The organism is Thermaurantimonas sp., assembly GCF_046299575.1.
In the GTDB taxonomy this organism is placed as follows: Bacteria; Bacteroidota; Bacteroidia; order Flavobacteriales; family Schleiferiaceae; genus Thermaurantimonas.
Genome location: NZ_JBKBHX010000001.1, coordinates 23,409 through 49,079 on the forward strand (window position 1 = coordinate 23,409; position 25,671 = coordinate 49,079).

General features: G+C 41.9%; 24 protein-coding genes. 9 read left to right on the forward strand and 15 right to left on the reverse strand.

Annotation, left to right across the window (positions count from 1 at the left end; translation table 11 throughout):
• Window positions 1–235 precede the first annotated feature (235 nt).
• Window positions 236–1,426, reverse strand: a complete 1,191-nt coding sequence (sucC, locus tag ACK4EX_RS00090; protein ID WP_409768413.1) for an ADP-forming succinate--CoA ligase subunit beta — start codon at window positions 1,424–1,426, stop codon at window positions 236–238.
• Window positions 1,427–1,857: 431 nt separating this feature from the next.
• On the opposite strand from sucC, the gene ACK4EX_RS00095 reads away from it, so the two are divergent.
• Window positions 1,858–2,031, forward strand: coding sequence for a hypothetical protein (locus ACK4EX_RS00095; protein WP_409768415.1), 174 nt, complete (start codon window positions 1,858–1,860; stop codon window positions 2,029–2,031).
• Window positions 2,032–2,121: 90 nt separating this feature from the next.
• Here ACK4EX_RS00095 and ACK4EX_RS00100 read toward each other — a convergent pair whose 3' ends face one another.
• From ACK4EX_RS00100 to recF, 6 genes are all read right to left on the reverse strand, one after another.
• Window positions 2,122–4,065: an LruC domain-containing protein gene (locus ACK4EX_RS00100; protein ID WP_409768417.1), complete on the reverse strand. Its 1,944-nt coding sequence runs from the start codon at window positions 4,063–4,065 to the stop codon at window positions 2,122–2,124.
• Between the two features lie 386 nt (window positions 4,066–4,451).
• On the reverse strand, window positions 4,452–4,883 hold the full coding sequence (locus ACK4EX_RS00105) for a hypothetical protein (protein ID WP_409768419.1): 432 nt from the start codon (window positions 4,881–4,883) through the stop codon (window positions 4,452–4,454).
• A 118-nt stretch (window positions 4,884–5,001) separates the two neighbouring features.
• Window positions 5,002–5,667 (reverse strand): YceI family protein, encoded by a 666-nt coding sequence (locus ACK4EX_RS00110; RefSeq protein WP_409768421.1) that lies wholly within the window; start codon window positions 5,665–5,667, stop codon window positions 5,002–5,004.
• 173 nt (window positions 5,668–5,840) lie between these two features.
• Window positions 5,841–6,275 (reverse strand): type II 3-dehydroquinate dehydratase, encoded by a 435-nt coding sequence (gene aroQ, locus ACK4EX_RS00115; RefSeq protein ID WP_409768423.1) that lies wholly within the window; start codon window positions 6,273–6,275, stop codon window positions 5,841–5,843.
• 7 nt (window positions 6,276–6,282) lie between these two features.
• Window positions 6,283–6,579: a DciA family protein gene (locus tag ACK4EX_RS00120; protein WP_409768425.1), complete on the reverse strand. Its 297-nt coding sequence runs from the start codon at window positions 6,577–6,579 to the stop codon at window positions 6,283–6,285.
• Complete coding sequence (recF, locus tag ACK4EX_RS00125; RefSeq protein ID WP_409768427.1) at window positions 6,576–7,691, reverse strand: DNA replication/repair protein RecF; 1,116 nt, start codon at window positions 7,689–7,691, stop codon at window positions 6,576–6,578. The genes ACK4EX_RS00120 and recF overlap by 4 nt, the downstream gene beginning before the upstream one ends.
• Window positions 7,692–7,754: 63 nt before the next feature.
• Here recF and ACK4EX_RS00130 point away from each other — a divergent pair, with 63 nt between their 5' ends.
• Both ACK4EX_RS00130 and xrtF read left to right on the forward strand, forming a co-directional pair.
• Window positions 7,755–8,312: an anthranilate synthase component II gene (locus tag ACK4EX_RS00130; protein ID WP_409768430.1), complete on the forward strand. Its 558-nt coding sequence runs from the start codon at window positions 7,755–7,757 to the stop codon at window positions 8,310–8,312.
• Window positions 8,309–8,860: an exosortase family protein XrtF gene (gene xrtF, locus ACK4EX_RS00135; protein ID WP_409768433.1), complete on the forward strand. Its 552-nt coding sequence runs from the start codon at window positions 8,309–8,311 to the stop codon at window positions 8,858–8,860. The genes ACK4EX_RS00130 and xrtF overlap by 4 nt, the downstream gene beginning before the upstream one ends.
• Here the strand turns inward: xrtF and pth are convergent.
• The 6 genes from pth to ACK4EX_RS00165 all read right to left on the reverse strand — a co-directional run bounded on the left by pth (window position 8,849) and on the right by ACK4EX_RS00165 (window position 11,947).
• Window positions 8,849–9,418: an aminoacyl-tRNA hydrolase gene (gene pth, locus ACK4EX_RS00140; protein WP_409768436.1), complete on the reverse strand. Its 570-nt coding sequence runs from the start codon at window positions 9,416–9,418 to the stop codon at window positions 8,849–8,851. The two genes, xrtF and pth, sit on opposite strands and share 12 nt — an antisense overlap.
• Before the next feature lie 20 nt (window positions 9,419–9,438).
• On the reverse strand, window positions 9,439–10,032 hold the full coding sequence (locus ACK4EX_RS00145) for a 50S ribosomal protein L25/general stress protein Ctc (RefSeq protein ID WP_409768439.1): 594 nt from the start codon (window positions 10,030–10,032) through the stop codon (window positions 9,439–9,441).
• A gap of 13 nt (window positions 10,033–10,045) precedes the next feature.
• Window positions 10,046–10,978 carry a ribose-phosphate pyrophosphokinase gene (locus tag ACK4EX_RS00150; RefSeq protein WP_409768442.1) on the reverse strand — a complete coding sequence of 311 codons (933 nt, stop codon included), beginning with the start codon at window positions 10,976–10,978 and terminating at the stop codon, window positions 10,046–10,048.
• 165 nt (window positions 10,979–11,143) lie between these two features.
• Window positions 11,144–11,446: a thioredoxin gene (gene trxA, locus ACK4EX_RS00155; RefSeq protein ID WP_409768445.1), complete on the reverse strand. Its 303-nt coding sequence runs from the start codon at window positions 11,444–11,446 to the stop codon at window positions 11,144–11,146.
• On the reverse strand, window positions 11,443–11,751 hold the full coding sequence (locus ACK4EX_RS00160; protein ID WP_409768448.1) for a rhodanese-like domain-containing protein: 309 nt from the start codon (window positions 11,749–11,751) through the stop codon (window positions 11,443–11,445). The genes trxA and ACK4EX_RS00160 overlap by 4 nt, the downstream gene beginning before the upstream one ends.
• Window positions 11,732–11,947, reverse strand: coding sequence for a hypothetical protein (locus tag ACK4EX_RS00165; protein WP_409768451.1), 216 nt, complete (start codon window positions 11,945–11,947; stop codon window positions 11,732–11,734). The genes ACK4EX_RS00160 and ACK4EX_RS00165 overlap by 20 nt, the downstream gene beginning before the upstream one ends.
• Before the next feature lie 157 nt (window positions 11,948–12,104).
• On the opposite strand from ACK4EX_RS00165, the gene ACK4EX_RS00170 reads away from it, so the two are divergent.
• From ACK4EX_RS00170 to tgt, 5 genes are all read left to right on the forward strand, one after another.
• The gene (locus tag ACK4EX_RS00170; protein ID WP_409768454.1) at window positions 12,105–12,389 is read left to right on the forward strand and encodes a CDGSH iron-sulfur domain-containing protein; all 285 of its coding nucleotides are present in this window, start codon (window positions 12,105–12,107) and stop codon (window positions 12,387–12,389) included.
• 8 nt (window positions 12,390–12,397) lie between these two features.
• Entirely contained in the window at window positions 12,398–13,465 is a 1,068-nt protein-coding gene (locus ACK4EX_RS00175) for an AMP-binding protein (RefSeq protein ID WP_409768457.1), read from the forward strand.
• Window positions 13,466–13,575: 110 nt separating this feature from the next.
• Window positions 13,576–14,094 (forward strand): SprT-like domain-containing protein, encoded by a 519-nt coding sequence (locus ACK4EX_RS00180; RefSeq protein ID WP_409768460.1) that lies wholly within the window; start codon window positions 13,576–13,578, stop codon window positions 14,092–14,094.
• Window positions 14,095–14,139: 45 nt separating this feature from the next.
• Window positions 14,140–14,721, forward strand: a complete 582-nt coding sequence (locus tag ACK4EX_RS00185; RefSeq protein WP_409768462.1) for a tRNA-(ms[2]io[6]A)-hydroxylase — start codon at window positions 14,140–14,142, stop codon at window positions 14,719–14,721.
• Complete coding sequence (gene tgt, locus ACK4EX_RS00190; protein WP_409768465.1) at window positions 14,721–15,854, forward strand: tRNA guanosine(34) transglycosylase Tgt; 1,134 nt, start codon at window positions 14,721–14,723, stop codon at window positions 15,852–15,854. The genes ACK4EX_RS00185 and tgt overlap by 1 nt, the downstream gene beginning before the upstream one ends.
• Window positions 15,855–16,228: 374 nt before the next feature.
• Here the strand turns inward: tgt and ACK4EX_RS00195 are convergent, their stop codons facing one another.
• Window positions 16,229–21,103, reverse strand: coding sequence for a S8 family serine peptidase (locus ACK4EX_RS00195; RefSeq protein ID WP_409768468.1), 4,875 nt, complete (start codon window positions 21,101–21,103; stop codon window positions 16,229–16,231).
• A gap of 63 nt (window positions 21,104–21,166) precedes the next feature.
• Here ACK4EX_RS00195 and ACK4EX_RS00200 point away from each other — a divergent pair, with 63 nt between their 5' ends.
• Window positions 21,167–23,629: a PIG-L family deacetylase gene (locus ACK4EX_RS00200; protein ID WP_409768470.1), complete on the forward strand. Its 2,463-nt coding sequence runs from the start codon at window positions 21,167–21,169 to the stop codon at window positions 23,627–23,629.
• Here ACK4EX_RS00200 and ACK4EX_RS00205 read toward each other — a convergent pair.
• Window positions 23,623–25,332: a hypothetical protein gene (locus ACK4EX_RS00205; RefSeq protein ID WP_409768473.1), complete on the reverse strand. Its 1,710-nt coding sequence runs from the start codon at window positions 25,330–25,332 to the stop codon at window positions 23,623–23,625. The genes ACK4EX_RS00200 and ACK4EX_RS00205 overlap by 7 nt on opposite strands.
• Between the last annotated feature and the right edge of the window lie 339 nt (window positions 25,333–25,671).

The window sequence follows — 25,671 nt, forward strand, 5'->3', positions numbered from 1 at the left end:
GAAAACTTCCGAAATTGTACTTTTATGATAGTTGGGTTTCATTGCTTTAGCCCGAACTGAGTTTACTGATTTCAAAATTTTTATAAGAAAAACTTATTTACAATACGTTATATATCGTATGTGAACAGATGTCCGGGTGCCGAAGTATGTTTTGTCTCGCGAAAGAGTTTTTTTAAACAAAAAAGCCGTCTCATTACTTGAGACGGCAGATTTTTGGCGAATCTAAATCTGGATATTATCCCACCAGCTCTTTTACTTTATCTGCAGCTTCCTGAAGAGCAATGACTGAGTGTACTTTCAAGCCGCTGGCATCGAGTATCTGTTTTGCTTCTTCGGCGTTAGTGCCTTGCAGGCGCACTATAATGGGTACCGGTATTTCACCTACATTTCGATAGGCATCCACAATACCCTGAGCTACGCGGTCGCAGCGTACTATGCCGCCGAAAATATTGATTAAAATTGCTTTTACATTTGGATCTTTCAGAATTATGCGAAAGGCTTTTTCAACTCTGGTTGCATCTGCTGTGCCGCCTACGTCAAGGAAGTTGGCCGGATTTCCGCCTGAGAGCTTAATGATATCCATTGTAGCCATAGCAAGTCCGGCGCCATTTACCATACAGCCCACATTGCCATCGAGCTTTACAAAGTTCAGGTTAGCTTCGCGCGCTTCTACTTCTGTGGGGTCTTCTTCGCGAATGTCGCGCATGGCAGCGTACTCCGGATGGCGAAAGAGTCCATTGTCGTCGAGTACTACTTTGGCATCTACGGCAATTATGCGGTCGTCTGAAGTTTTCAGTACAGGATTTATCTCAAACAAACTAGCGTCAATGCTGATAAATGCCTTGTAAAGCGCGTGTACAAACTTCACCATCTCTTTGTAGGCCTGCCCTTCCATTCCAAGATTAAAGGCTATACGGCGCGCTTGGAAATCTAAGAGACCAGTAGCCGGGTCAATGATTTCTGTAAAAATCTGATCGGGGTGCTTCTCAGCTACCTCTTCGATATCCATGCCTCCCTGTGGCGAGTAGAGAATCATGTATTTGCCTACTTGACGGTTAAGCAGCACGCTCATGTAAATTTCTTTGGTAGGATTCGGACCAGGATAGTATACGTCTTCAGCAATAAGCACCTGATGTACCTTTTTTCCCTCTTTTGGAGTTTGAGGGGTTACAAGGTTCATCCCAATAATTTGTGAAGCTTTTTCTCTGACTTCATCGAGTGATTTTGCAAGCTTCACTCCACCACCCTTTCCGCGGCCACCGGCATGTATTTGAGCTTTTACTACCCACCACTTGGTGCCGGTCTGTTCGGTGAGTTTTTTTGCTGCTTCTACCGCCTCTTCGGGTGTAGTAGCCACAATACCCTTCTGAACCCCTACGCCAAAAGAGCTTAAAATTTCTTTGCCTTGATATTCGTGTAAGTTCATTTGCTTCTGAATTTGTGCCCAAAGGTAATGGCCTAAAAGAAGTTATCGAGGATAATGTATCTGTTTTAAAAGAGCATTCAACATCAAAATCGATTTCTTTTAGGAATTTTACTATTTGTGATTAGTACAATTTTAAACAAAAATCTTATGAATACACTGAAAGTTATCTAGGTAGCCTTAATCTTTATGATGGCCTCTGTGAATTCCTTTGCCCAAAACAAAAAAAAAAAAAAAACGAATTCAATGGAAACCCTCAGCTTAGCCAAGGTTAGAAAGCAAATCAATCCTTTCTAATCGTTAAGCAATAAACGATGAGGAATCTCGGGCATAGTTGCTTTTTTCAAAGCATTCAAAAACACTTTGCAAAAAACTATAAGTAACCCGATGAGGCTAAAAAAGAAAAAATTCAAGGTTAAATTTCTGTTTCATTTGTGATTGCTGAAGATGGTACAATAAGAGATATTGATGTAGCAAAACCGGTTTATCCGCTGTTAGACAAGGCTGGTATTGCAAGTATTGCCAGCATTAATGAACTAGATCCTCGGAATAAACCTGCCACTCAAAAAGGAAAACCTGTAAGCGTAAAATATACAATTCCAATTTAGGCTTCTTAGAATGACTATATTTTTGAAACCCGTCGAATAAAAAAGCCGGACGATTTGTCCGGCTTTTCTTGTTCATCTCTGCTTTTTGATTTATTGAATGTTGTTCAAATTGCGATACCCTGGTTTGTTTTCGTACCAGTCAGTACGCTGCACACCAAGAGTATTCACCCACGTATTAAAGTACAGATAGGCATCCCAAATCTTTACCTTCTCTTTTGGAGCTTTATAATCGTGACTAATTAAAATAGCCCATGGATATCCTTCTTTATTTCTGTAAGTTACAGATCGATCTGAATTTGTTACGTCATCTCCTGTGCCGAGCAATGCTGTATTGGCTAAGGCAGTTGGTTGCTTGCCAAGCAAATGAATCTCTCTGCCGCGATTTCCGTCAACGAAGGCGAAGTAATTCAGTCCTTGTTGGTTCATTGGCTGCAGACTCTGCGGGCTATTGTATTTAATATTGATAAATATTGTGTCTCTTAATTGCTTAAAGGCATTGTCAAAAACGATCACTGTAGGTGCATTTTGACTGGTTTCCAAACCCTTGGCATTTGTTGTAATGATGTTTTCAGTAAGCCTTATTCCGGATACGCTCTGAACCGCTGATTCGGCATAAGGTAGCTGAAAACCAAAGCCATTGCGATAAGAGGCTCCTGTATGGTCTACCACAAATTTGTAATCTGACTCTACAAGCTGGTTCTGAGCGTTTAAAACATTTTTGAGGTTCAGTTTTACGATCAAATCATTGAAGTCGTAGTCGCCCATGTACGGCCATAGGTCTTCGAAAGCGACTGAAGAATAGCTGTCTTTGAAGGGTTGATATTGATTAAAAGCTTTAGTAGCATCATTTGGGTATTCGTCAAGAATGTCGGGTATTCCATCCGCATCGGAATCAGCGGGTGCAGGGCCTGGCACAGGAACATTGGCCTGGCTGATGGCTGTCACAGGATTGGATGAGACGTAAAAAATAGCATCGTTAAAATCATTGTCACACGTAGCACCATCTCTTCGCAAATCCTCGAAACCAATTACAAATCTCTGGAATTGAGAAAAGTTTAACATAACCATATGTGGTTTAAGAGATGGATTTGGCTCAGGATTAAAGGCAGGCTTTGAGAAGAAGTTGGTGTTTGATGGTGTAATGGTCGACGGTCTTGATGAGTTGCCTTGAGAGAATGCGTTTTGAATTAAGACCCATCCAATAGATTTTCCGGCTGGGAATCTTCCCAATTTAACCTTCATGCCAGGCAGTAATTCTCCTCCACTACCGTTAAGCGAATAATTGGGGAAGATTATATGTATTGTGTCAATTTGAGACAAAGATGTCGGCGGATTGGATGTATTGTACACATAATAACCCAAAACATTTCTGTAACCGGCACCCTCATGCACTACAGTAACATACACATCAGCTAATTCGGTAATTTGCACGTCGGTTTGATTTCCAGACTGAATGTAGTGCGGATTAAATTGTGGAACAGGTCTTTGCTCGGGCAGGGCATTGTTTACGGCTTGTAAGAAAGCTGAACTAAGCTGATCCCTGTTAGGCTCTAGATAGTTAGGCAAACCTTGAAGATTAAATCCTCCCATAAATTTGTATACGATGCCATTGTGCACAATGGGAGCAGGAGTGTTTTTATATGTAAAGGAGGGTGTTGATTTATTTACCGCAAAAAAGTTGTAGGTGATGCTTTTATTGATAATGGGAATTTCAATGTCACTTGGTAAACCAATAAAGTAGGATTTTAAAAAGACTGTATTAAGAGAAGAAGGCAGAATGATGGAAGAGATGTATTTGCCATCGTTGTCAAGTCTGATGGTTTGAAGCAGTGAACCGCCGGAATCGGGATCAGCAGTAAAGAGTTTTACGATTGCCCCTTTGTATTCAGGCGTTGCAATAAGTGAAATACTTCCTGGAATGGTTGTTTCAAAATTAAAATTGCTCGCCGGATTTGGCGCTGGCTCATCCACGTTCTTTTTACACGCAGCGAATGCAGCAAGTACAAATATGGCAGAGATGAATCTTGTTTTCATTATTTCTTTGAATTTACTTTTTTACATGAAAATACGTGCCAGTTTTCTATAGTATTGATTTTCAGTATTTTGAATTTCGCAAAATTTCCATTATTTGGAATTTGTACCATTTTAAGATTTTTTCTCAAAAATCACCTTTTTTTCTTTTTCTTATCAAATTTCAACACTGCAAGCGGAAATTTTTATGAGATTTGTTTGTTATCAGATGAATTTTGGTTGAAACAAAGCAGAATGTGGTTGAAAGTAATAATTTAACGAAAAGTGCAATAATCGAATGGGAGTAAAAGGTTTATTACTTAAGACTTGTCTTAAAAATGGATCTAGATGAATTAAATCATCTTCAAAAATGGGTAGAACAATTAAACCAACGGCAGCAAAAGCGTAAACTAAAATGACGCGTAGAAGTACTCGGCTATTCCGTTTTTGTCAACTATAATCAGCAGATTGTATCCGTCTATTGAAACTTTTACACCATTTCTGGTAGTTGTAAGGTTTGGCAACTCAAAAAGGTAAAAACCTATAATGTTGTATGAATTTGGTTCAACCTCAAATTCAATTCCTTCGATACCATCTTCTGTTATGTACTTACTTCTACTCACTGAAAAATACAATCTGTAATTTGGCTCAGCCGGATTTATTAACGTAATTTGATTACCGGAACTTATCGAAAAAATTGCTCCTCTATCTCTATTCTGCGAATAATAATTTCGGGACATAGTGATTCGTACTTTATCAGGCTGATTAGTAGCAAATGCTTTTTGCAGCGAGAGTACACTTGAAAACAGCAGTATTAAACCGAAAAAGCTTGAATTTTTCATAAATTAAATTTATGATTGCGAAGTTGGCAATTCGAAGATTCATCCATACTACTACATCTGAATGAAAAAAAAAGCCGCTCTACTGAAGGAGCGGCTTTTTATACTTAAAAAAGATAGATTAAATATTTCCTTTTACATCCAGGGTAAGCAAAAAGTTGTCGTCGATCAACTGATCTTTAAGTACTCCCTTGATGCCTGATGAACGGAACATTACGTTGAATTGGGTACGGTTTACACCAAACTCTGGTGCACTGAGGCTTACACCGTTTTCATTAACAGTGACAGTAGCGGGGAAGGTAATGTTTTTTGTAATGCCGCGAATGGTAAGGTTTCCACTGATGAGGTGAGTTGTTCCCTTCTCGGCATTGGCTTCTTCAGCCACATTAGTGATTTCAAATACAGCGGTGGGGAAGGAATCAACGGCAAAGAAGTCGTTGCTCTTCAGGTGATTTACGAGTTTAGCGTTGTACACAGAGTCTTCCAGATCCTTGCATACAATGGAGTTCATGTCGATTACGAAACGACCACCCACCAGCTTGCCGTCTTGCAACTGAAATACACCTTCCTGAATGTTGATTGTACCAATGTGAAAATCTCCAGAATAGGTTTTAAAGCCCTTCCAGTTCACAGTGCTACCCGCTACATCTACATAAGCCTGTGTGGCTGATAGGTAAGCTGGAACTTCTTGTGCTTCAGTAGTTTCTACAGCTTCTGTGTTGCTACCACCACAAGACCAAAGTAAAGTGGCAATTAGAGCTAGTGACGCGAGATTGTGGATTTTCATACGCTTTGTTGGTTTTAATTATGCAGAACAAAAGTAGTTTATTTTTTGAACACAATAATATGTACCTACATTTAATACATTAAATTTAAGTTAAATGAGGATAAAAGAAAATGAATGTAAAGGGCTAAATAACAAAAATATCGAATACTTTACAACCTTATAATTTTGTAGTTTTATTCTTTACTTTTCAAAATAAAATATTCAATAGCTAAAACGTACGACATTAAACCGAATCCAAAAATCACCCCTACACAATTTGGAGAAATGTATGACGTGTGTCTGAAGGATTCCCGTGCAGCGATGTTTGAAATATGCACCTCTACCACGGGCTTAGCCATTGCTTTTACGGCATCGCCTATGGCTACAGAGGTGTGTGTGTATCCACCAGCATTAAGTATGATTCCATCTGCCCACAGATCAGCCTCCTGGAGTTTTAAAATGATTTCTCCCTCAATATTGCTTTGCCAATCGTATAGTTCGATCGACTTCTGAGCGTATTTCAATCGCAATTGCTTTACAAAGTCTTCCCAGCTTTGACTTCCGTAGATGGATGTTTCCCTTTTGCCGAGTAAGTTGAGATTCGGCCCGTTGAGGATTAAAATTTTCATAGAAATTTTATAATAATAAGATGTTTTTCACTACTGTTTCATCTTGTCCAATTTCCTCGTTGATGGCTTTGAGCAATTTTTCTTTGTGCATCCAGAGTTCTTCGCGAAGTACCGAAGAATTGAGGTGTATGGTAAGCGTTTGTCGCTCATAGGTGATGTTTAGGGTATGATTTTGTGCTACTGGCCCTAAGATGCGGTACCATGCATCTTTTGCAGCCACTTCCATCATCTTTTCACTCCAACCGTATTTCTTTTTCAGTAGTTGAAGTACTTCGGCCAGGCTGTGTTCGTTTTTGCGTTTCATTTGACGTGAATTTTTTGGTCAGAGTGAATGTGAAAGAAACGGGCATTGCCATGAAACTGGCTGGCTATCTGTACACTCCGCTCCGGATCGGTATCTGAAAGGAAAATTTGTCCGAAGTTCATATCGCGTACCAGACGTATCACGTTAGCAGTTCGATTTCGGTCGAGCTTGTCAAAAATATCGTCGAAAAGCAGAATGGGTGGCATTCCAGTCTTTTCCTGAAGCACAGCATACATAGCAAGCTTAAGGGCGATCAGATAAGACTTTTGCTGTCCTTGGCTTCCAAATCTTTTCAACTTATATCCGTTGATGCGCATATCGATATCATCTTTGTGAATGCCACGAGAGGTGTAGAGTACTTCCATATCACGTGCGATAGCCTCGCGAAGCACAGTAGCAAGACTGCCCTGCGCCAAGTCGCTCTGATAGGCTACAGAAATATCTTCAGTAAAACCGGCTATTTCAGAATAAAACTTTGAGAGCCATTTAGCGGTTTTCTCCCAAAACTGTCTGCGCACAGTGTAGATGTATTCAGCCAGTGGCTCCATTTGTTCGTTGTATAACTCGAGCATCTCGGAGCTACACTTCCGCTGTGGTACTGTTTCTTTTAGGTAGGTGTTACGCTGTTGAAGCAATCGGTTGTAGCGCATTAGATGATGCAGATAAAGCGTATCTGCTAATGATAAAATCAGATCCGTCACTTTTCGGCGCTCTTCACTGCCCTCGTAAATCAGATTGGTATCCATCGGCGAAATCACCACTACCGGAAGCAGCCCGATGTGATCTGATAACTTTTGATATTCTACGTCATTGCGCCTGAGGAGCTTTTTGTCGTTTTTGCGAAGTGAAAGCAAAATTTCTTCTTCCTGCCCTGATCTTTCAAAAAGCCCTTTCACCATAAAAAATTCAGCTCCATGCCTGATAGCATGAGCATCGGTATTGGTTAAAAAAGATTTAGTGGTACACAAATAATGAATAGCATCGAGCAAGTTGGTCTTCCCTACTCCATTGGCTCCCAGAAAACAATTGATCGAAGGAGAAAAGTTCAATGATACTTCTTCCCAATTTTTGAAATTCAGTACATTAAGTGAAAGTAATAGCAGCTGGCTCACATGCGCAAAGCTAAGGGTCTACAGAGTAGTGTACTTTTGTTTGACTCAATTAAACTTAAAACTGTGAAACTACTACTGCTCGACAATTACGATTCATTTACTTACAATCTTTGGAATTATTTGAAGATGTGTAATGTCGATGTAGAAGTGGTATACAACGATCAGGTAGACGTGGGTAAAGTCAGGCATTACGGAGGCATTGTTCTTTCACCCGGGCCGGGCATTCCCTCAGAAGCAGGAGCACTTATGGAGGTGATTTTAAAATGGGCAGGCAAAAGGCCAATTCTGGGTATTTGTTTAGGTCATCAAGCCATAGCTGAGGCTTTTGGAGGTCGATTGCGAAGACTTTCTATGCCCTATCACGGAGTAGCTCACAAAATTTTCTTTAAAAACATTCCAATTTTTAAAGGTATCGAAATGCCTACAGAAGTCGGATTATACCATTCCTGGGCAGTAGACAGTGTCCCGTCAACTATAGAGATAGTAGCAGAAAATTCAGAAAACATACCTATGGCCATCTATTCCGAACGTTTACATTTGACCGGACTACAATTTCACCCGGAGAGCATAATGACTACTGACGGTCTAAAAATGATAAAAAACTGGATTAATTCACTATGAAGATCAAAGAATTCAGACCGACCATTTTTTTCCTTCTGCGATTTGGTGTTTTTTACGCAGTTTCTAGTGTTTTATATGGATTTTTTATTAAAAAGTACCACCCATTAGCTGATCCTCTGACGGAGTGGACTGCCAACCACACCTATGGAATTATGAAATTTCTGGGCTTTGATGTTAAGAAATTTCCAACAGAGGGATATCCGAGCATTGATATTTTTTGGAAAGATCAATACGCCATATCGGTTTTCGAAGGGTGCAACGGATTTATTCTTGCAGTTCTTTTTCTAGTATTTATTGTAGCTTTTCAAGGGAGCTGGCGCAAGATGCTATGGTTTATACCGTTGGGATTTTTGATCATTTATGTATTGAATCAAATTCGACTCATCTTGCTTGCTATCATAGCGGTAAACTATGCCCGTCACATGCACTTTTTCCACAAATACTTTTTTACGGGAATTATTTACGGTGTGATTTTGTTTTTATGGTTTTGGTGGGCTCGGTTAAACAGAACGGAAAGCCCAAAAATCGAGAAGGTTTCAGCCGACTGAATTGAATTTATTCATAGTAGCATGTGCGCCTGCCAGCACAAAGGATTCAACACAATCGGCAGCACGATCGAGCAAAGCAGGTAATTTCAAGGTTTGATCGTCATTGAACCGACCAAGTACGTATTCTACTTGTTTTCCTTTGGGAAAATCATTGCCTATGCCTATTCTAAGCCGAGCATATTGCTGAGTATTGAGCCACTCATCTATGTTTTTAAGGCCATTGTGTCCGGCAGGCGAACCTTTGATGCGCAAGCGTAAAGTGCCGAATGGCAATGCGATATCATCTGTTAATACTAAGAGATTTTCAATTGGAATTTTTTCTGCATCGAGCCAGTAGTGCACAGCCTTGCCGCTAAGGTTCATGAAAGTTGTAGGTTTAATCAGCGTGATGTGATTTCCTTTCAAGGTGTATTGGCCAACGTAGGCATGGCGCTGGAGCGTAAAAGGAACGCCCGACCGATGCGCCAATCGGTCGAGCGTCATAAACCCTATATTATGTCTTGTGAATTCGTACTCCGAACCTATGTTTCCAAGCCCGGCGATTAGGTACTTTTTCACTCGCAGTGCGCTTCAGCTAATTAAGCTGTGGCCTCAGCAGTTTCAGTTTCCTCATCTACATCCTTCACCACATTGCGAGTAGTCTTAATAGAGCAAAGCACGGCTGAAGGAGCGTTTAGAATTTCATAGCCATTGGTCGCTAAATCAGCTACACGCACACTCTGGCCTACGCGCAGGTCAGTGATGTCATAAGTAATTGAATCTGGCAGATTTTCAGGCAGAGCTCTTACCTTCACCTTGCGCAATACAAGCTTCAACTTACCACCGGCACGTACACCACGAGCGTTACCGGTAAGGTTCACAGGCATTTCAACAGTTACAGGTTTACCCGGAACAAGCTGAATAAAGTCAATGTGCAAGAGAGCATCAGTAACGGGATCAAACTGTACATCCTGCATGATGGCGCGGTATGTCTGGCCCTCGATGTCAATTTCAGCCACCTTTACTTCAGGGGTATAAACCAGATGCCTGAAGGCATTCTTATGAGCGTAGAAATGAATGGGTTCTTCACCGCCATAGAGTACGCAGGGTACATTTTCTTCTCTGCGAAGACGCGCTGCTGACGATCCACCGAGTTCAGTTCTTTTTTTGGCGCTGATTTGTATAGACTTCATTGTATTCGTTGATTTAAATAATGAATGAATCGCTTATTGACTGATGATAATGTACTTTTTTCATGACAGAGGCAAACATTTCGGCAATTGAAATAACCTCAATTTTGTCAGATGGCCGTTTCAAAGGAATAGTATCGGTCACTACAAGCTTTGATAAAGCAGAATTTTCGATTTTTTCATAAGCATTTCCGCTGAGCAAGGGGTGTGTGCAGTATGCCATTACGCTTCGAGCCCCTTCTTCCATTAGCATATCTGCGGCTTTGGTCAGGGTACCTGCAGTATCGACCATATCGTCCACCAATATTACGTTTCGGTCGCGCACATCGCCGATTACGGTCATTTTTTCAATTTCGTTGGCTTTCTTGCGCTGTTTGTAGCAAATGACAACTTCAGCACCCAAAGCCTTGGCATATGCGTTGGCTCGCTTCGAGCCACCCATATCGGGCGATGCTATGGTGAGATTTTCGAGGTTTAAACTTTGTATATGAGGCAGAAATAGCGAAGAAGCATACAAGTGATCGACCGGTATTTCGAAAAACCCTTGAATTTGATCGGCATGCAGATCCATCGTCATAATGCGGGTCGCACCTGCTGCCGTAATGAGATCAGCCATCAGCTTAGCACCGATTGGCACTCTGGGCTTGTCTTTTCGATCTTGTCTGGCCCAACCGAAATAAGGAATTACAGCTGTTATATGCTTAGCTGAAGCCCTCTTGGCTGCGTCAATCATAAGCAGCAGCTCGATCAAATTGTCGTTAGGCTGATGAGTAGAACTGATCAGGAATACCCGGTTGCCACGGACAGTTTCTTCAAACGACGGTTGATATTCGCCGTCGCTGAATTCTGTAAAAATCACTTTTCCAAGGGGTTGACCATACGCATCAGCTATTCTCTTAGCCAGAGCATACGAACCTCTACTTGAAAATATTTTGGCGTTAGGTATCACCCGCAATCAGATTTTTTAAAAATAAAATAGCCCCAAAAAGGGGCTGCAAATGTAGTCAACTTTAAGCAGAATAGAATCGCTTTAAATCCTCACTTTTATTTAATTATTTTTTAAAAATTTTAGGGCTATCAATCCTCTCTTACCCTAGCTATCCAACGGGAGAAATCAGTTTAGATACGAATTAATCAACTGTTTTAAGCCGTGCAAGGGCATCATTCCGGATTGCCGCCAAACTTGCTGACCATTTTTATAAAGTACCAAGGTGGGCACTCCACTTATGTTCATTCGGGCAGCCAACTCCTGGTTGCGATCCACATCTATTTTGATGATTTTGACTTTATCAGCAGGCACTTGAGATGCCAGCTCCTTCAAAATTGGTGCTTGCATTTTACACGGCCCACACCACTCAGCCGAAAAGTCAACTAATACTAATTCCTTGCTTCGTATCAGGTCATTAAATGTACTCATTTTTCGATGTCAAATTCCCATTCGAGAATTCCACCTCTCAAATTATATACATTTTTAAAACCTTTATTTTCCAAATATGCGCAAGCATTGGTCGAACGCGCTCCTGAGCGACAATAAATCAAATAATGCTTGTCTTTATCGAGCTTTTCAACTGCTGACATAAATTCAGTTGGATTATTAATATCTGCCAAAATGGCGCCTTTGATATGCCCTTGCTGATATTCAGCAGGAGTGCGTACATCGAGCAGGATGTGGTCTGGTAAGTCGAGTTTGTCGTGAAACTCTTTAGGAGTGAGATGAGTCATTTTCTGATTGTTCTTTTTTTGAATCCACAAACATAGATATACCTAAATATCCCAACAACGAACCGTAGCCAGCTGATATATATGGATTAGACCAAATGGCGCAACTTCCAAGGCAGCCCACTTGATCATAATACACCAATCCACCTATCAGACCGGCTACAGCTCCCATCAATTTAAAGTGCCATGCTTTTAACATTTCTTCGTTTTTATTTGCTTTACATAACACAAAAGTAAAGCCTCCCGAAGGTATAGGTCTGTGACTTTGCTTTAATGAAGTTTCAACCAATCTAATGGAATAAAAAATTCAACGTTTATTTAGAAAGAAAACCATTAAGACTATTAAAATTTCTCTGATGCTGTTCAATCAAGTTTTTAATACTTTAGCTCTAAAAATTTATAAAATGTCAAATCCAGAAATCGCTCAAAAATCGCCCTATGTACTGGATATGCAACCCGGCAAATACTGGTGGTGTGCATGCGGCAAGAGTCAAAAACAACCCTTCTGCGACGGCAGCCACAAGGGATCGGAATTTCGACCCGTGATGGTAGAACTTACCGAGAAAAGCCGCGTCGCATGGTGTGGATGCAAACATTCGGGCAAAGCCCCTCGTTGTGATGGTTCGCACCGCAATCTTTAAATGCATACATGCTGCTCATCGACTTTTCTACCCCCCCTGAATTCAAAGATCTATTTTCAAAACTACAAGGCATTCTCGGTCAAGAAGAGGCCAATATCTTCCGAGAAACATATGGGTTTTATTACGATCAAAACCCTGTTGCCTTAAAAGTCACAACGTCAGGCAGTACCGGCACACCAAAAACCTACACCTTTAGCCGAAGTGCAGTGTGTACGAGCATTGAAGGTACAGCCAAAGCTCTTGGATTAGATTTGGGCATCACGGCTCTGCTGGCACTTCCACTTCGCTTCATAGCCGGCCGCATGATGCTGCTCAGGGCAATGCACTTGAAATGGAAACTGCTTTGGATAAAACCAACTCTGAGATTAAAAGAATTTCCTGAAGTAGATTTTGCTGCACTTACTCCGGCACAGGTAAGTGAGAGTTTACACGTACTTGGTTCGATTCACACATTGCTGCTGGGCGGATCACCTATAACCAACGCACTGCTCGCCACCATCCGAAATACAGCCAAATATTCAGTCTATCAATCTTTTGCGGCTACTGAAACGCTCTCCAATTTCGCTTTACGCCGTTTAGCTCCTGATTATCAGGATTTTTACACTGTTCTGCCGGGTGTTAAAATTCGAGTAGATGAGCTATCGCGACTTTGGGTTCTCTATCCCGGCATTACTGCTGATTTTATCACTACCGGCGATGTGGTCAAAATGGTAGACCCCTCTTCATTTATTTGGCTCGGACGTGCTGACTTTGTGATTAATACCGGAGGTGTAAAAGTACATCCGGAATTTTTGGAAGCTCAGCTCTCAGAGGCTTTTCCTGACAAACGATTTATCATTACATCTATGCCTGATGAGCGGCTGGGCGAGGCAGTGACAATAGTGATAGAAAGTCCAGTTGAACTAAATACCGATAATTTAAAACGCACCCTTGAAAAAATTGCTTCAGAAAAACACCTTCCAAAACACCTGCTTCCCAGGATTCATGTAACAGTGCCTGAACTTCCCGTTACTGCCACAGGTAAACCTGATCGAATTAGAATTAAACAATTAATAAACAATGAGCATGAAAAATAAAAATTATTTTATTCAGTGGAAATTACTGTTATTTCTAACAGTTTTTGCCGCATCCTCCTGTCGACTCCTCAAGCCTTGCGATTGCCCCAGTGTACGAACCTCTTATCAAAATGAGCGCTAAACCCCCTGTTGGCTCTCCTTCGCTGTGGGTGCCACTGGCAAAGTACCTGCCGGATAAGGCTTACCACTACGTAGAAGGCTTGCTCAACCAGCACACAATTTTTCTAAAAATCACCAAACCTAAGCGATCGCGTGCAGGCCTCTATTTTTTTGACGAAAAGCGCGGCCGTCACGCCATTTACATCAACGGAAATCTCGACAAATACAACTTCCTCATCACCCTTATACACGAATATGCCCACCTGGTAGCCCGTAGCAGGTATGGAAAGGCTATCAAACCACATGGCCCTGAGTGGAAATCTACCTTCAGAGAGCTGATGAAGCCTCTTTTGCACACCGATATTTTTCCGCCGGCCATCATCACCTATCTGAGAAGTCACATGGCCAATCCTGCCGCTACACATTTTCGCGACAAGGCCCTCATCGAAGCCATAGACCGGTATATTTCACATGCTCAATCCGTTCTAGGACAGCTTAAAACTCACAACACCCCAAAGTCATCGCGTTAAAAGTCACGGGTCTTTTACCTTTGCCACAAAAATCGAAGGACATTCATGCTTGGACTCCGCCTGCCTACTGACCCGCGATGGGTAGATATTGCATCACGAAACATCGAAGAAATCCTCACCGACCACGCCTATTGCGAGCAGAAGGCTGCTTCGACGGCTATTTCGCTGATTGTGAGCTTTCCTGAGTACCCCGATCTGGTAGCCGAGATGGCTGCCCTGGCCCGTGAAGAGATGGCTCACTTCGAGCAGGTACACAAACGAATCCTCGAGCGCGGCCTAAAACTCGGCCGCGAACGCAAAGACGAATACGTAGCCCGCATCAATCAATTCTTCCCTAAAACTGGCGACCGACTGGAGCGCCTACTTCAACGTCTGCTCATTGCAGCTTTGATCGAAGCGCGCAGTTGCGAGCGCTTTAAGGTGCTGAGCGAAAACATTCAGGACGAAGACCTCTCTCGCTTCTACCGCGCTCTCATGGCATCTGAAGCTGGCCATTACACGACATTTCTCACCTTCGCCCGTAAATATGGTGGCCGCGAACGCGTAGATGCCATGTGGCAAGCACTTCTGGACTTCGAAGCCGAAGTGATACGCGACTTTGGTAAAAAAGAACTCATCCACGGCTGATGAACATCTTCAGACTTCAGGCCACCGACCCGCATTCCAAGGCTCGGGCCGGTGTCATCACTACTGCCCACGGCCAGATTGAAACACCTATCTTCATGCCCGTCGGCACAGCCGGCACCGTAAAGGCCACCCACCAATACGAGCTCACTGACGACATTCGCGCACAAATCATCCTCGGCAATACCTATCACCTCTATCTGCGCCCGGGCACCGAAATCCTGCGCAAAGCCGGCGGACTCCATCGCTTCATCGGCTGGGATCGTCCGATACTCACCGACAGTGGCGGATATCAGGTATTTTCACTGGCCGACAGCCGCAAGCTCACCGAAGAAGGGGCTCGATTCAAGTCGCACATCGATGGCAGCTACCACATGTTTACCCCCGAAAGTGTCATGGATATTCAGAGAGCCATCGGGGCCGACATCATCATGGCCTTCGACGAGTGCCCACCCTGGCCCTGTGATGAGCGCTACGCTGAGGAGAGCATGCATCTGACGCACCGCTGGCTTGACCGTTGTATCGCCCGCATCCAATCGACCGAACCGCTCTACGGCTACAGCCAATACCTATTTCCCATCGTCCAGGGCAGCACGGTAGCCCGTCTGCGCCGAGAATCATCAGAATACATCGCCTCTAAAGACATGCCCGGCAACGCCATTGGAGGACTCTCTGTGGGCGAACCTGCCGAGCTCATGTATGAAATGACTGACCTGGTCACCGACATTCTTCCCCGCGATAAGCCCAGGTATCTAATGGGTGTAGGCACACCGGAAAACATCCTCAATGCCATAGCACTCGGCATCGATATGTTTGACTGCGTCATGCCCACCCGCAATGGCCGCAACGGCATGCTCTTCACCACCGAAGGGATTATTAACATAAAGAACCGCAAGTGGGCAGATGACTTCTCACCCATTGATCCGGCAGGCATCAGCCGCGTCGATACCCTCTACACAAAGGCCTATCTGCGCCACCTCTTTGTAGCCGACGAATACCTCGGCCGCCAGATCGCCTCAGTACACAACCTTGCCTTCTACCTCTGGCTTGTTCGTGAGGCCCGTTCACATATCCTCGCGGGCACCTTCACCGAGTGGAAGCGCACCATACTTCCCACTATAACTCGCAGGCTCTGATATTTTTCTATTCTTTTTAAATTAAATGGTCTTATCAAAATAAAAGGCTAATATGTGCCTTCGTCTTTAAACATTCTCCCCTATTCCTCATTCGAGGAAACTGATTTCATTTTCATCACATTGACATTGATTATGTCTTATTCAATTCTGACTTAATTAGAAAACTTTATTATTAGTTAACAAGTGAATCAGTGGCTACAACGAATACTTCTTATTATAAATCAGCATCGCTCTTGTAAAGCTTTGCATAATTTTCTTCCATGAATGCACTGCAATCGTTGAACTTCAATAAATTACCATTCATTGGCTAAAATTTTAAATACAAAAAAGGTGTCCGAAAAACTCGAACACCTTTTAAGTAATTGTTCTTCTTTTTATTTGCTAATGATTAGCTGCCGGCGTTTTACCTGGCCACTGAGATCTTCCACGGTTACGACATAAGAACCCGAAGGCAAGTGCTTGAGCGAAAAATCTATCTTTTGTCTATTATCGAGAGTTTGTTCGTGCACTACCCTACCCGTTACGTCAGTGATCCGCATGCTTCGGGCGATTAATGCGGAGTGAAGCTGTAAGCTGAACTCGCCTCTGGAAGGATTAGGATACAAGTTGAAACCTACTTCTTCCAATTCAGCTACGGAAAATCCGGAAACAGTAACCTGAGCTGAAGTTTGAAGCGTTCCACAGGCGTGATAAACAATGAGCGTCACTGAATAGGTGCCACCTACTTGATACTTATGGGTACCACTTGGCAGTGTAGAAGTAGTGCCGTCGCCAAAGTTCCAACGCAGCGAATCATACGAACCTACCACGTTGGCACTGAAAGTCAATGTATCTAAATTCACAACTATCGAAGGCGAAAAAGTCGGATTTTCAAAAACGTTGAGCGTTTGAGTGGCCGACGAAGTTCCATTTGCATTTAGCACACTCAGCGTCACAGTCTTTTGTCCGCCATTTAGATACACCACCTTGTGCGGACCAGGCGTATTAGCAAAGGCTGGGCTTGCCCCGTTGCCAAACGTCCAGTTATAACTCGCCGGATTGTTTTGGCTGTTGTCAACAAAGGTGACCGTATCACCTACGCATATCACACCAACCTGAGGTAATTGCACAGTAAAGGCCGCGACAGGTGGCGCCTGAGCTAAGTCAACAATGCGCACATTCGTAATATAGAGGTTGTTTCCGTAGCCGTTGATAGACTTAAAGCGAAGACGAACAGGGCCATTGGCAAAAGGTGTGAGCAGTATTGTATCTGTGCGCCATTGTGATTGGGTAGGTGTAAACTGATTGGTACTTGGATTAGCAGTTGCCAGCTGAGAACCACCCCTTTTATACACTTCTGTAAACGCATTTGAAACGCAACCTCCAACAGCTTCTACGGCCAAACTATCAGAAAAGCCCGGATACTGTGCATAGGCTACATCAAAAAGCAAAGCAGGTTGCGTGGTGTTGAGAAGCGAGATAAGTGGCAAATTCAAATAATCAACTTCTCCTACTACGGTGTAATTAAAGAAATTCATTCGTGCAGAAGCATTTCCAGTGGAGTGAGGTGTGGGCGACTGTCGATTCCAAGTAATTCCATTGTCCGGATTCACCACTTCCCAGTTGGCTGGCGGGAAGATTTGAGGCTGGAAATTTTGAGAGAAAGGCAAGTTCTGTCCGGCTGTTATGTTAATGACGTTCACTTTAGTAATACTGTCAGAGCCGTTGGCATTCGAAGCAACCAGCTTAACTGTGTACGTTCCGATCTGATTAAATGAAACTACCGGATTTTGTGAATTCAAAGTAGAACCACCAACCAGCGTAAAAGTATTTGGCGTAATTGACCATTGCCATTGAGTAGGAGTTCCCATTGAGAGATCGAAAAGCGTTACAGGTGCCTGAGGGCAAGTAACTGAAACGGAAGGGGCAAAGTCTGGGATCGGCGGTAGTGTGTTCTGACGAATTTCAATTAAATCGAGAGCTAAATCAGAAGTATTTCCCCCAGTGGTACCAACAAAGCGCACGGCAATCTTTTTGCCGATGTAAGGTAAAAGGCTGATACGAGCATTGAGCCATGCGTTCCCTTGATTGCCGGAACGCTGCCACACCGTAGTCCAGCGGTTGCTGTCGAGTATCTGCACTTCCAGCTGGCCCATAGCTGGTCCGAACATATGATACCAGAAAGACAATTCCGGAAGAGTCAGCCCCGAAACGGTAAAGCAGTTTGAAGCGAGATTTGCTGTCTGATTTGAACAGGACGTAGCTTCCAGATAAATGTATCGGCCCTGGCCATTGAGATTATAGTCGCCTGACGGACCGGTACCGGCAGTCTGAGTGGGTCCTGTATGCACCCTCCAATCTATGTTATCCTGAATTCCATTTTGCAGATTGGCCCATGATGCAATGCTACACACGGTCTGCTCACAATCAGCAGAATCGCTGCAAAGCGGATTTGAGTCAAAATTTGTCGTAAAAGGAATTGTAACAGATGATGCATTATAGACTCCAGATACAAAAGTCAGGGTATCATTTATCGCATTTTGGTCACCTGACCCTTTAATTACAACTTTAAAAGTTATAAGCGGCTGGTTTGGCATCAGAAACTGCTTGGTAAACGTGTAGTTGATCATATTTCCTGAAGAGGGCAGGCCTGCAGTAATTGTATCTGAAATAAGGAGTGATCCATTTGCAAACACTGATGCTACAGCGCTGGCTATCTGGTCGGTGGATACATTTCGTATTCTAAGCACCGGCCTTATACTATCAGATGCCTGGCAGGAGGGTATAGCACCATTCGGAAAATTGAACACATCCTCCAGCGCGAGATCTTTCTGTACTGTGCAATTAAAAAGACCTGGAGCCTTACGGGCAGCAACCCCTCGGTTACCAATCAATCCGTTTGCACCGTATGCCATTACACTTAGCCATTCTTCCTCATTAAAATTCAAGCCGGTAAGGTGTGCTATGGTCGTATTTTGACCCGCAACAGTGTCAAAAATTTCCATGTATTTCTGACCAAGACGTGTAATGTAATATCCCTGAGCATTGGCAACGGCATTCCAAGTAAGGGTGACTGTGTCAGGACATGCCTTGTTTATTGTAATATTTTGAGGTGTACCTAATATGTGAACTGGATGTGCTGAGATCACTTGTTGTGTACCACGGGTTAGCCTGATCCAGTATTTGCCTGAAAGATTGGCTGGCAATGTCCATTGCAAGCGTCTAGTTGCTGCCGGAATATTGGTATTAATAGCAGTCCAAGTCGCGCCAGAGTCAGCTGAAATGTGCAACTGAAAAGGCTGTGTTCCAGCAGGTGCTTCCCATCTGATGATTTGCTGACTACCCGGTTCCCAACTAATCTCGGGTCCGTTAGGATAGGAGAGTACAAGATTATTGGTAATAATATCGTACACCACAAAAAATTCCTGTGCTGGAAAAGGAATTGACTTACCTGTCACTGTAATGGTATAAAGACCTTGGGCCGGAGTATCGATTACGATCTGTTCTACATTGTTTACGCTATCTATACCAGGCACTGCAGCACTCGTAAGAGCAGCTACATTTGGTGCAGGATTTAGTATAAGTGGAAAATAAATGGTAGATCCATGTGATACGGTCATGTCCAAATCGTTGACCAAGGTTTTCTGAGCATTAGCCAGTGCTTCCCGATCGTGGTAATATAGCATTACTTTTAACTGAGCTACATTGGCGGGAAGTTCGATAGTGAAGGTTTTTATTTGATTAGCAAGAATTGTGTCTGAAAAATTTTGATTGTTTTGTATTGCCTGAATGGCGCGTCGTGCGTTGATTCTACCGAAACCATAGCGAAAATCTGGACCCCGGTTGCCGAGATCGTCAGCAGTATTCATCAGATGTGCTTTTATCAGAGCACTTTTTGGTTCCTGATTGAAAAAGGTTTTATAGGCATGATAAATAGTTGCTAACGTGCCGGCTGTACCGGGTGAAGACATTGAAGTCCCGGTAAAAGACGCATAAGTGTGTGGGTCGATGGTCGAAAATACACTGGTACCATTAGCTACGACCTCAGGTTTAACGCGGCCATCGTGGGCTGGTCCTCGGCTGCTGGAGCTGTTGATGGAGTCAAGTGAATTGATGTTACCTACAGCTATTACGTTTTTAGCCTGTTTATGTCCGCCTGTTATGTTACCCCAACCTGTGATAAAGTTGCAATTTTGAGTTCCGTTGTTTCCCGCTGAAAACACGTGCAGAAGCGAAGGCAACTGGCGGGTCTGAATATCCATGTTGCGTGCGTTGTTGGTGTAGCCGGTGTTACAGCCATCGCTGTAGGATGAATTGGTGATGCGCACATGGTATTGATTGTAATCGCTTACAATATTCTGCAGATTGCCCGGATAAGTGCGATAGAACACCTCAGCACCTGGTGCCATTCCCATGCCTTGCGGATTGACATTGCCGGCTCCAAATACAATACCGGCCACGTGATCGCCGTGATTACCTGTACTTGCGGTTGCAAAAGGCTGCTGCAATCTCCCTTTGTAATCAGCATGTGGGCCAATGGCGCCATCATCGCCTATGCCCACCACCACTCCTTCGCCTGTGAAACCAACGGGAGCCAGTCTACCATAGTTGACGTTCTGCACGCGATGATTCTCACGGGCAAATTTGTTTTCAGGCTCTCCCTGAGGTTCAGCTTGCTGCACAAACATTAATCCTGCTAGCTGCGTAAGTTTTTGAACATCATTCTTATGAACGACTACTTCCGCGAGATTGTCTTGTTGACTTACATGTAATATTCGCTTGACCAGCCTTTGTGCAAACGGTAGAAAATCATCGATGCGAATATTTCGGTAAGGCACTAATATGGCACGAAGGTGATGGTCATCGATTTGTGTGTACGAAGGCAATTCGTCAAAATAAATCTCCTTGCTAACCTTTAATTCATATGGTACGGGTAATATGCACACTGCCCCATATTCAAACACCTTCTGAAGATTAGAACCGGTAGATATTGATGCTAAATAACCATTTTTTGGCACGTACTCAAGCATCTGAACGCCCATCTTCTCGAGGGCATTCAGGTAGTGAATGCCTGGAATGTCCTGAAAAAGAATGAGCCTATAGAACTTCCCGTTTACCGCCTCTCCTTTTTTCTCTTTCCAGACCGAAGGTCTGTCTTTATTGTATTCATAAGAAAAATTCCCGTGGGTTAGTTGAATGGTTGCCTTTTGCGATTCAGCCTGAAAACCCATCAACATTGAACAGAACACCAGCAGTAAAATTTTTTTCATATTCCTTCGTTCGGATTTTTTAACATTGCCAATTGTTAATACAAACTTAGGAGTAAAAAGAAAATGTACATACATCGATTCTTAACTATTTCCATATTTTGCACTTTAACAGGTTATTCTCAGTATTATTCTTCAAAATCTTCTTCTCTGATACTTCACGAAATCGAGAAACTTCAGAATACGGCACGCGTGCTGTACGTAGCAGCTCATCCCGACGACGAAAACACTCGGCTGATCACTTGGCTTGCCAACAGCCAGAAAGCCACAGTGGCTTATTTATCGCTCACTCGAGGCGAAGGTGGTCAAAATCTGATAGGCCCGGAACTTGACGATGCCTTGGGTGTAATTCGTACCCATGAGCTATTGAAAGCCCGTGAAATTGATGGCGGCTTGCAATTCTTCACGCGAGCCCGCGACTTTGGCTATTCTAAAAGCAAAGAAGAATCGCTGCGCCTGTGGAACGAAGACAGCATTTTAAAAGACATTGTCCTAATCATTCGAAAATTTAAACCCGATATCATCATCAACCGGTTTCCACCCGATGCACGCGCAGGCCATGGTCATCACGCAGCTTCAGCTTATTTGGCTATTAAGGCTTTTGATCTGGCAGCTGATCCTGAATACGAACCGGACATAGCCGCTACTTACGGGGTATGGCAAGCAACGCGCTTATTTTGGAATACTTCCACATGGTGGATTAAAGATCTGGATACCACTCAGACTGGCAATGGTAAGCTCTTGAAAATCGAAGTCGGAGATTACTACCCCTACCTCGGAGCCGAAACTGGCGAACTTGCCGCCTATTCGCGTAGTCAACACAAAAGTCAAGGATTTGGAATTCCAGCTTCCAGGGGTCAATTTGCCGAATACCTACAGCTCGAACGCGGCTCGCCAGCCTATAAAGAACTCTTCGAAAATATACAAACAGGATATGCGCGCTGGGGCTGCCCCTCGCTCGACAAACAAGCCAAAACAATCGCTCTTACTTTCAATCACGACAAACCCAACCTCTCCATTTACAAGCTGAATGAGTTCAAAAAAGCTGCACAACAATGCCTCCCCGAGCCTTACTTATCTGAACTGACGCAAAAAATTGACGACCTCATTTGGCAATGCAGTGGTGTGTATGCCGAAGCTGCTTCCAATCAAAGTTTTTGTACCGAAGGTGATACCCTACAGATTAACTTTCAAATGTTTAACAGAATTGGAGAAATGGTATTTATTAATGCCATAGAAACAACTGATTCAACCTACAAAATCAATCGGCTCATTCAGCCAAGACAATCTGTTTCAATTAAAATACCTCATCGAATTACAAAGTCTTATTCTCAACCCTTTTGGCTCAGAAATCCAGAAAAATACCTGTATTTAAGCGAAGAACAAAAAATTGGTAAAAGCATAGACGAACCTCTTTATTTACCCATTACTGTTGACCTCGAAGGTGCTAAAATTGTAAAACACCTTCCCATCATTTTTAGAAACAATGACCGCGTAAAAGGCGAAATCATTGAAGATGTTTTTGTATTTCCTCAGATCACAGGCACAACTGATGCCGATGTAATTTATCAAGTTTTTGACAATACATTTTATATTGCATTGAACATACAAACTCATAAAAAGCTTGACACATTACACATTAGTGTCAAAAAAGAAAATGATGTTGAAATTCAACCAGATTTGCTTTCACTTTTTAGACTTCAAGAAGGTGAAAGTAAAGAACTATCAATAAGTGGAACTACACAAAAAAATCAATCATCAACAATCAAATTTTTCTACACATCAGAGCATGACAGCCTTGAATTAATGTCATATAAAACTATTTCATACGATCACATTGGAAAGAAAGTACTTTTTAAACCCATAACTGTTCAACTATTTTCACTGGAAAATGAGAAGGTAAAACCTCTAAAAATAGGTTATATATCTGGATCGGGAGATGATATAAAAACCATTTTGAAAAAGTCAGGCTTTCACGTAGAGGATCTCCAACTTCAAAATGTAACAGCTGAAGATTTAAAAAAGTACGATGCTATCGTTTGTGGAATAAGAAGCTTCAACACATCCACTATACTTGCAAAAGAGCATCAGAAACTACTTGAATACACTAAAAATGGCGGAACGTATATCGTACTCTATCAAACGAATGGAGCTGATCTAAAAGTAAAAGAAATTGGGCCCTATCCATTTACTATCGGGCGGGGAAGAGTTACAGAAGAAGATGCATCTCCTACTATTCTACTTCCGAACCATAAAGTATTGAAGTATCCGTACGAAATCACAAAAGATGATTTAACTAACTGGCACCAAGAAATTGGCTTGTATTTTGCTGAAAATATTTCGCCTGAATATGATACACCTCTTGCTTGGGCTGACACTAATGAACTACCGCAATCAGGCGGACTTATCATCGGAAAATATGGTAAAGGCATTTTTGTTTATACTGGCTTAAGTTTCTTCCGCCAATTACCTAACGGAAATGCGGGTGCTTTTAAACTTTTAATAAACATTTTACACCTCAATCAATAAACTTTTTCAGCGAGAAAAGCAGAAATATTTTCTACTTTCAGGGCAATATTTTTTTTATCCCGATTCCAGATAAAAATCTTTAATTTTTCAGCCTCTATAGATTGTATAAATTGATCAAATGATTTTCGCTCTAAAAAGCGACTCACAGGTATTGAAAAAAAGGAAACGATTGAATCCCTTTTTTCAAAACTCATACACAGACCAACATTCGATAGATCGCCTGAAAAATATGTGAGATCAAAGGAAATATGAAGTATGTTTTTTAAAGCGATTTTCTCTATAGGATTCAAATCCACATTACAGATATCTATAAATTCTATGTTATCTTTAATAAGAACCCTTTCAAGGGTAGGTAAATAAATTTTATTTAGAAATTTAGACGCTTTAATACTATCAAGTACTCGATATATCGATTCACTATTTTTTTCTGCTCTTGAAAAAACATACACTTCAAATGCACGTCCGTTGAGTGTTTTCTCTTGTACAATAGGCGCAAAATAATTTGTAATTTTAAAATACGGATTTTCTATAAATGCTTCAAGCTTCACACCTCCTTCGATGGGAGCATATCGGGTATCATAAATAATAAAATCACCAATTTTAGTGTCTTGTTCAGGATGCTTTTTGTTTATAATTCCCTCCCTAATTTTTAAAGTATCGTATGGATTGAAATTTAAATAATAAGGTACAAACACATCGAAATAAAAAATTCTTTTATTGAATAACTCTTGAGTTTTAATCCAATCTAAAGCTGAGATCAATACCTTGTCAGTTTCATTGAATTTGTAAGGGATGGGCAGTTGAATCCAAGGTTGAATAGTTTGCGTTACAACAGTGAAAATAACGATTAAATATCTAAAAATTTTTCTTTTGGAAGAGGAGATCTCACTGACACTGCGATAGATAAACTCAAAACCAATCGCTGCACTTACAGCTGACAACGGCAGTACAGGAACTAAAACTCGAATCAATCCAAGAGAGGCCTTGTTGCCCAACCAGTAAGCTACGGAATGAGCAGAAAATAGACAAAGCCATAAAAAGTGTATTAGGATTAGTGCATATTTTGTCTCTCTACTCGTATCTTTTTTATATGCAATTTGATTAAATGTTACTGCCAATCCAATGATTAAAAACAGTAGAAAAGGCCATCCGAATATCTCAGGTGATTTCTTAAAAAAATGGAAGATAGAGCCTGATCCATAAACATCTGATGCTCCGGCGTATGGATTATAAGTGATGAGCCAAAAAAAATCATGATAAACAAAAAATCCGATGATAGAATATATAAATGGAAACGAAAGTACTAAAGGAATATCTTTATATCTTTTCAACATTAAAAGATAGATGATAATGATCGGATAAAAGATGTAGGTTTCGGTTCTAACGAGCACAAGAGAAGAGAAGAAGATTGCAGCTAAAGAATACCTCTTTTTTACAAGTAAAAGCAAGGAAAAAGTAAGTAAAAAAGCTGCTAATACCTCGGTCATTGAAGACATTAAAAGGACAAAATAGATTGGAGAAAATAAAAGAAAAATCAAAGCGATCAATCTGGTTTGTATTCGAAGCTCTCTAAGAAGTATATTTAAAACAAAAAGAGTAAAAAGACCTATGAGTATATTAAAGAATACAACTCCCTTTATACCCAACTGTGCAAAAAGCGATGTGAGCAATGTAAACAATGGCTTACCCCAATGATCTAACAAAAGTTTGGGTTGTAACCACGAATATTTTGATATAAAGTAGTGCGCATAGTTGTCGCGACCTCCTTCATACACTTCAAAGCGAAAGGAGTAAAGAAAAAGCAATACAGAAATGCTAATAAATAGAAGAAGATTTAGGTTTTTTTTGATTTTGGTTGATTTTATGTACAAAGAAAAATAGTTTGGACGATATTTTTTGACCTATTCAGAGTGTTTTTAAGCATTTTTAATTGGGCGAGATGATAAACAACCACTTTTACAGTAAAAATTTTCTGAACGAATTTCTGAAAACAAATAACTTACAACAGTTTCGTTTGAAGAACATGCGAAATGGTCAATCTT

Excerpts from the sequence above, each read along its gene's own strand:
- ACK4EX_RS00200 (WP_409768470.1), top strand. The coding sequence starts at position 21,167 with ATGTACATACATCGATTCTTAACTATTTCCATATTTTGCACTTTAACA.
- ACK4EX_RS00185 (WP_409768462.1), top strand. The coding sequence starts at position 14,140 with ATGCTTGGACTCCGCCTGCCTACTGACCCGCGATGGGTAGATATTGCA.
- ACK4EX_RS00175 (WP_409768457.1), top strand. The coding sequence starts at position 12,398 with ATGCTGCTCATCGACTTTTCTACCCCCCCTGAATTCAAAGATCTATTT.
- ACK4EX_RS00145 (WP_409768439.1), bottom strand. The coding sequence starts at position 10,032 with ATGAAGTCTATACAAATCAGCGCCAAAAAAAGAACTGAACTCGGTGGA.
- ACK4EX_RS00165 (WP_409768451.1), bottom strand. The coding sequence starts at position 11,947 with ATGTTAAAAGCATGGCACTTTAAATTGATGGGAGCTGTAGCCGGTCTG.
- sucC (WP_409768413.1), bottom strand. The coding sequence starts at position 1,426 with ATGAACTTACACGAATATCAAGGCAAAGAAATTTTAAGCTCTTTTGGC.
- ACK4EX_RS00110 (WP_409768421.1), bottom strand. The coding sequence starts at position 5,667 with ATGAAAATCCACAATCTCGCGTCACTAGCTCTAATTGCCACTTTACTT.
- ACK4EX_RS00120 (WP_409768425.1), bottom strand. The coding sequence starts at position 6,579 with ATGAAACGCAAAAACGAACACAGCCTGGCCGAAGTACTTCAACTACTG.
- ACK4EX_RS00195 (WP_409768468.1), bottom strand. The coding sequence starts at position 21,103 with ATGAAAAAAATTTTACTGCTGGTGTTCTGTTCAATGTTGATGGGTTTT.
- trxA (WP_409768445.1), bottom strand. The coding sequence starts at position 11,446 with ATGAGTACATTTAATGACCTGATACGAAGCAAGGAATTAGTATTAGTT.
- aroQ (WP_409768423.1), bottom strand. The coding sequence starts at position 6,275 with ATGAAAATTTTAATCCTCAACGGGCCGAATCTCAACTTACTCGGCAAA.
- ACK4EX_RS00100 (WP_409768417.1), bottom strand. The coding sequence starts at position 4,065 with ATGAAAACAAGATTCATCTCTGCCATATTTGTACTTGCTGCATTCGCT.
- xrtF (WP_409768433.1), top strand. The coding sequence starts at position 8,309 with ATGAAGATCAAAGAATTCAGACCGACCATTTTTTTCCTTCTGCGATTT.
- ACK4EX_RS00160 (WP_409768448.1), bottom strand. The coding sequence starts at position 11,751 with ATGACTCATCTCACTCCTAAAGAGTTTCACGACAAACTCGACTTACCA.
- ACK4EX_RS00105 (WP_409768419.1), bottom strand. The coding sequence starts at position 4,883 with ATGAAAAATTCAAGCTTTTTCGGTTTAATACTGCTGTTTTCAAGTGTA.
- ACK4EX_RS00170 (WP_409768454.1), top strand. The coding sequence starts at position 12,105 with ATGCTGTTCAATCAAGTTTTTAATACTTTAGCTCTAAAAATTTATAAA.
- ACK4EX_RS00180 (WP_409768460.1), top strand. The coding sequence starts at position 13,576 with ATGAGCGCTAAACCCCCTGTTGGCTCTCCTTCGCTGTGGGTGCCACTG.
- tgt (WP_409768465.1), top strand. The coding sequence starts at position 14,721 with ATGAACATCTTCAGACTTCAGGCCACCGACCCGCATTCCAAGGCTCGG.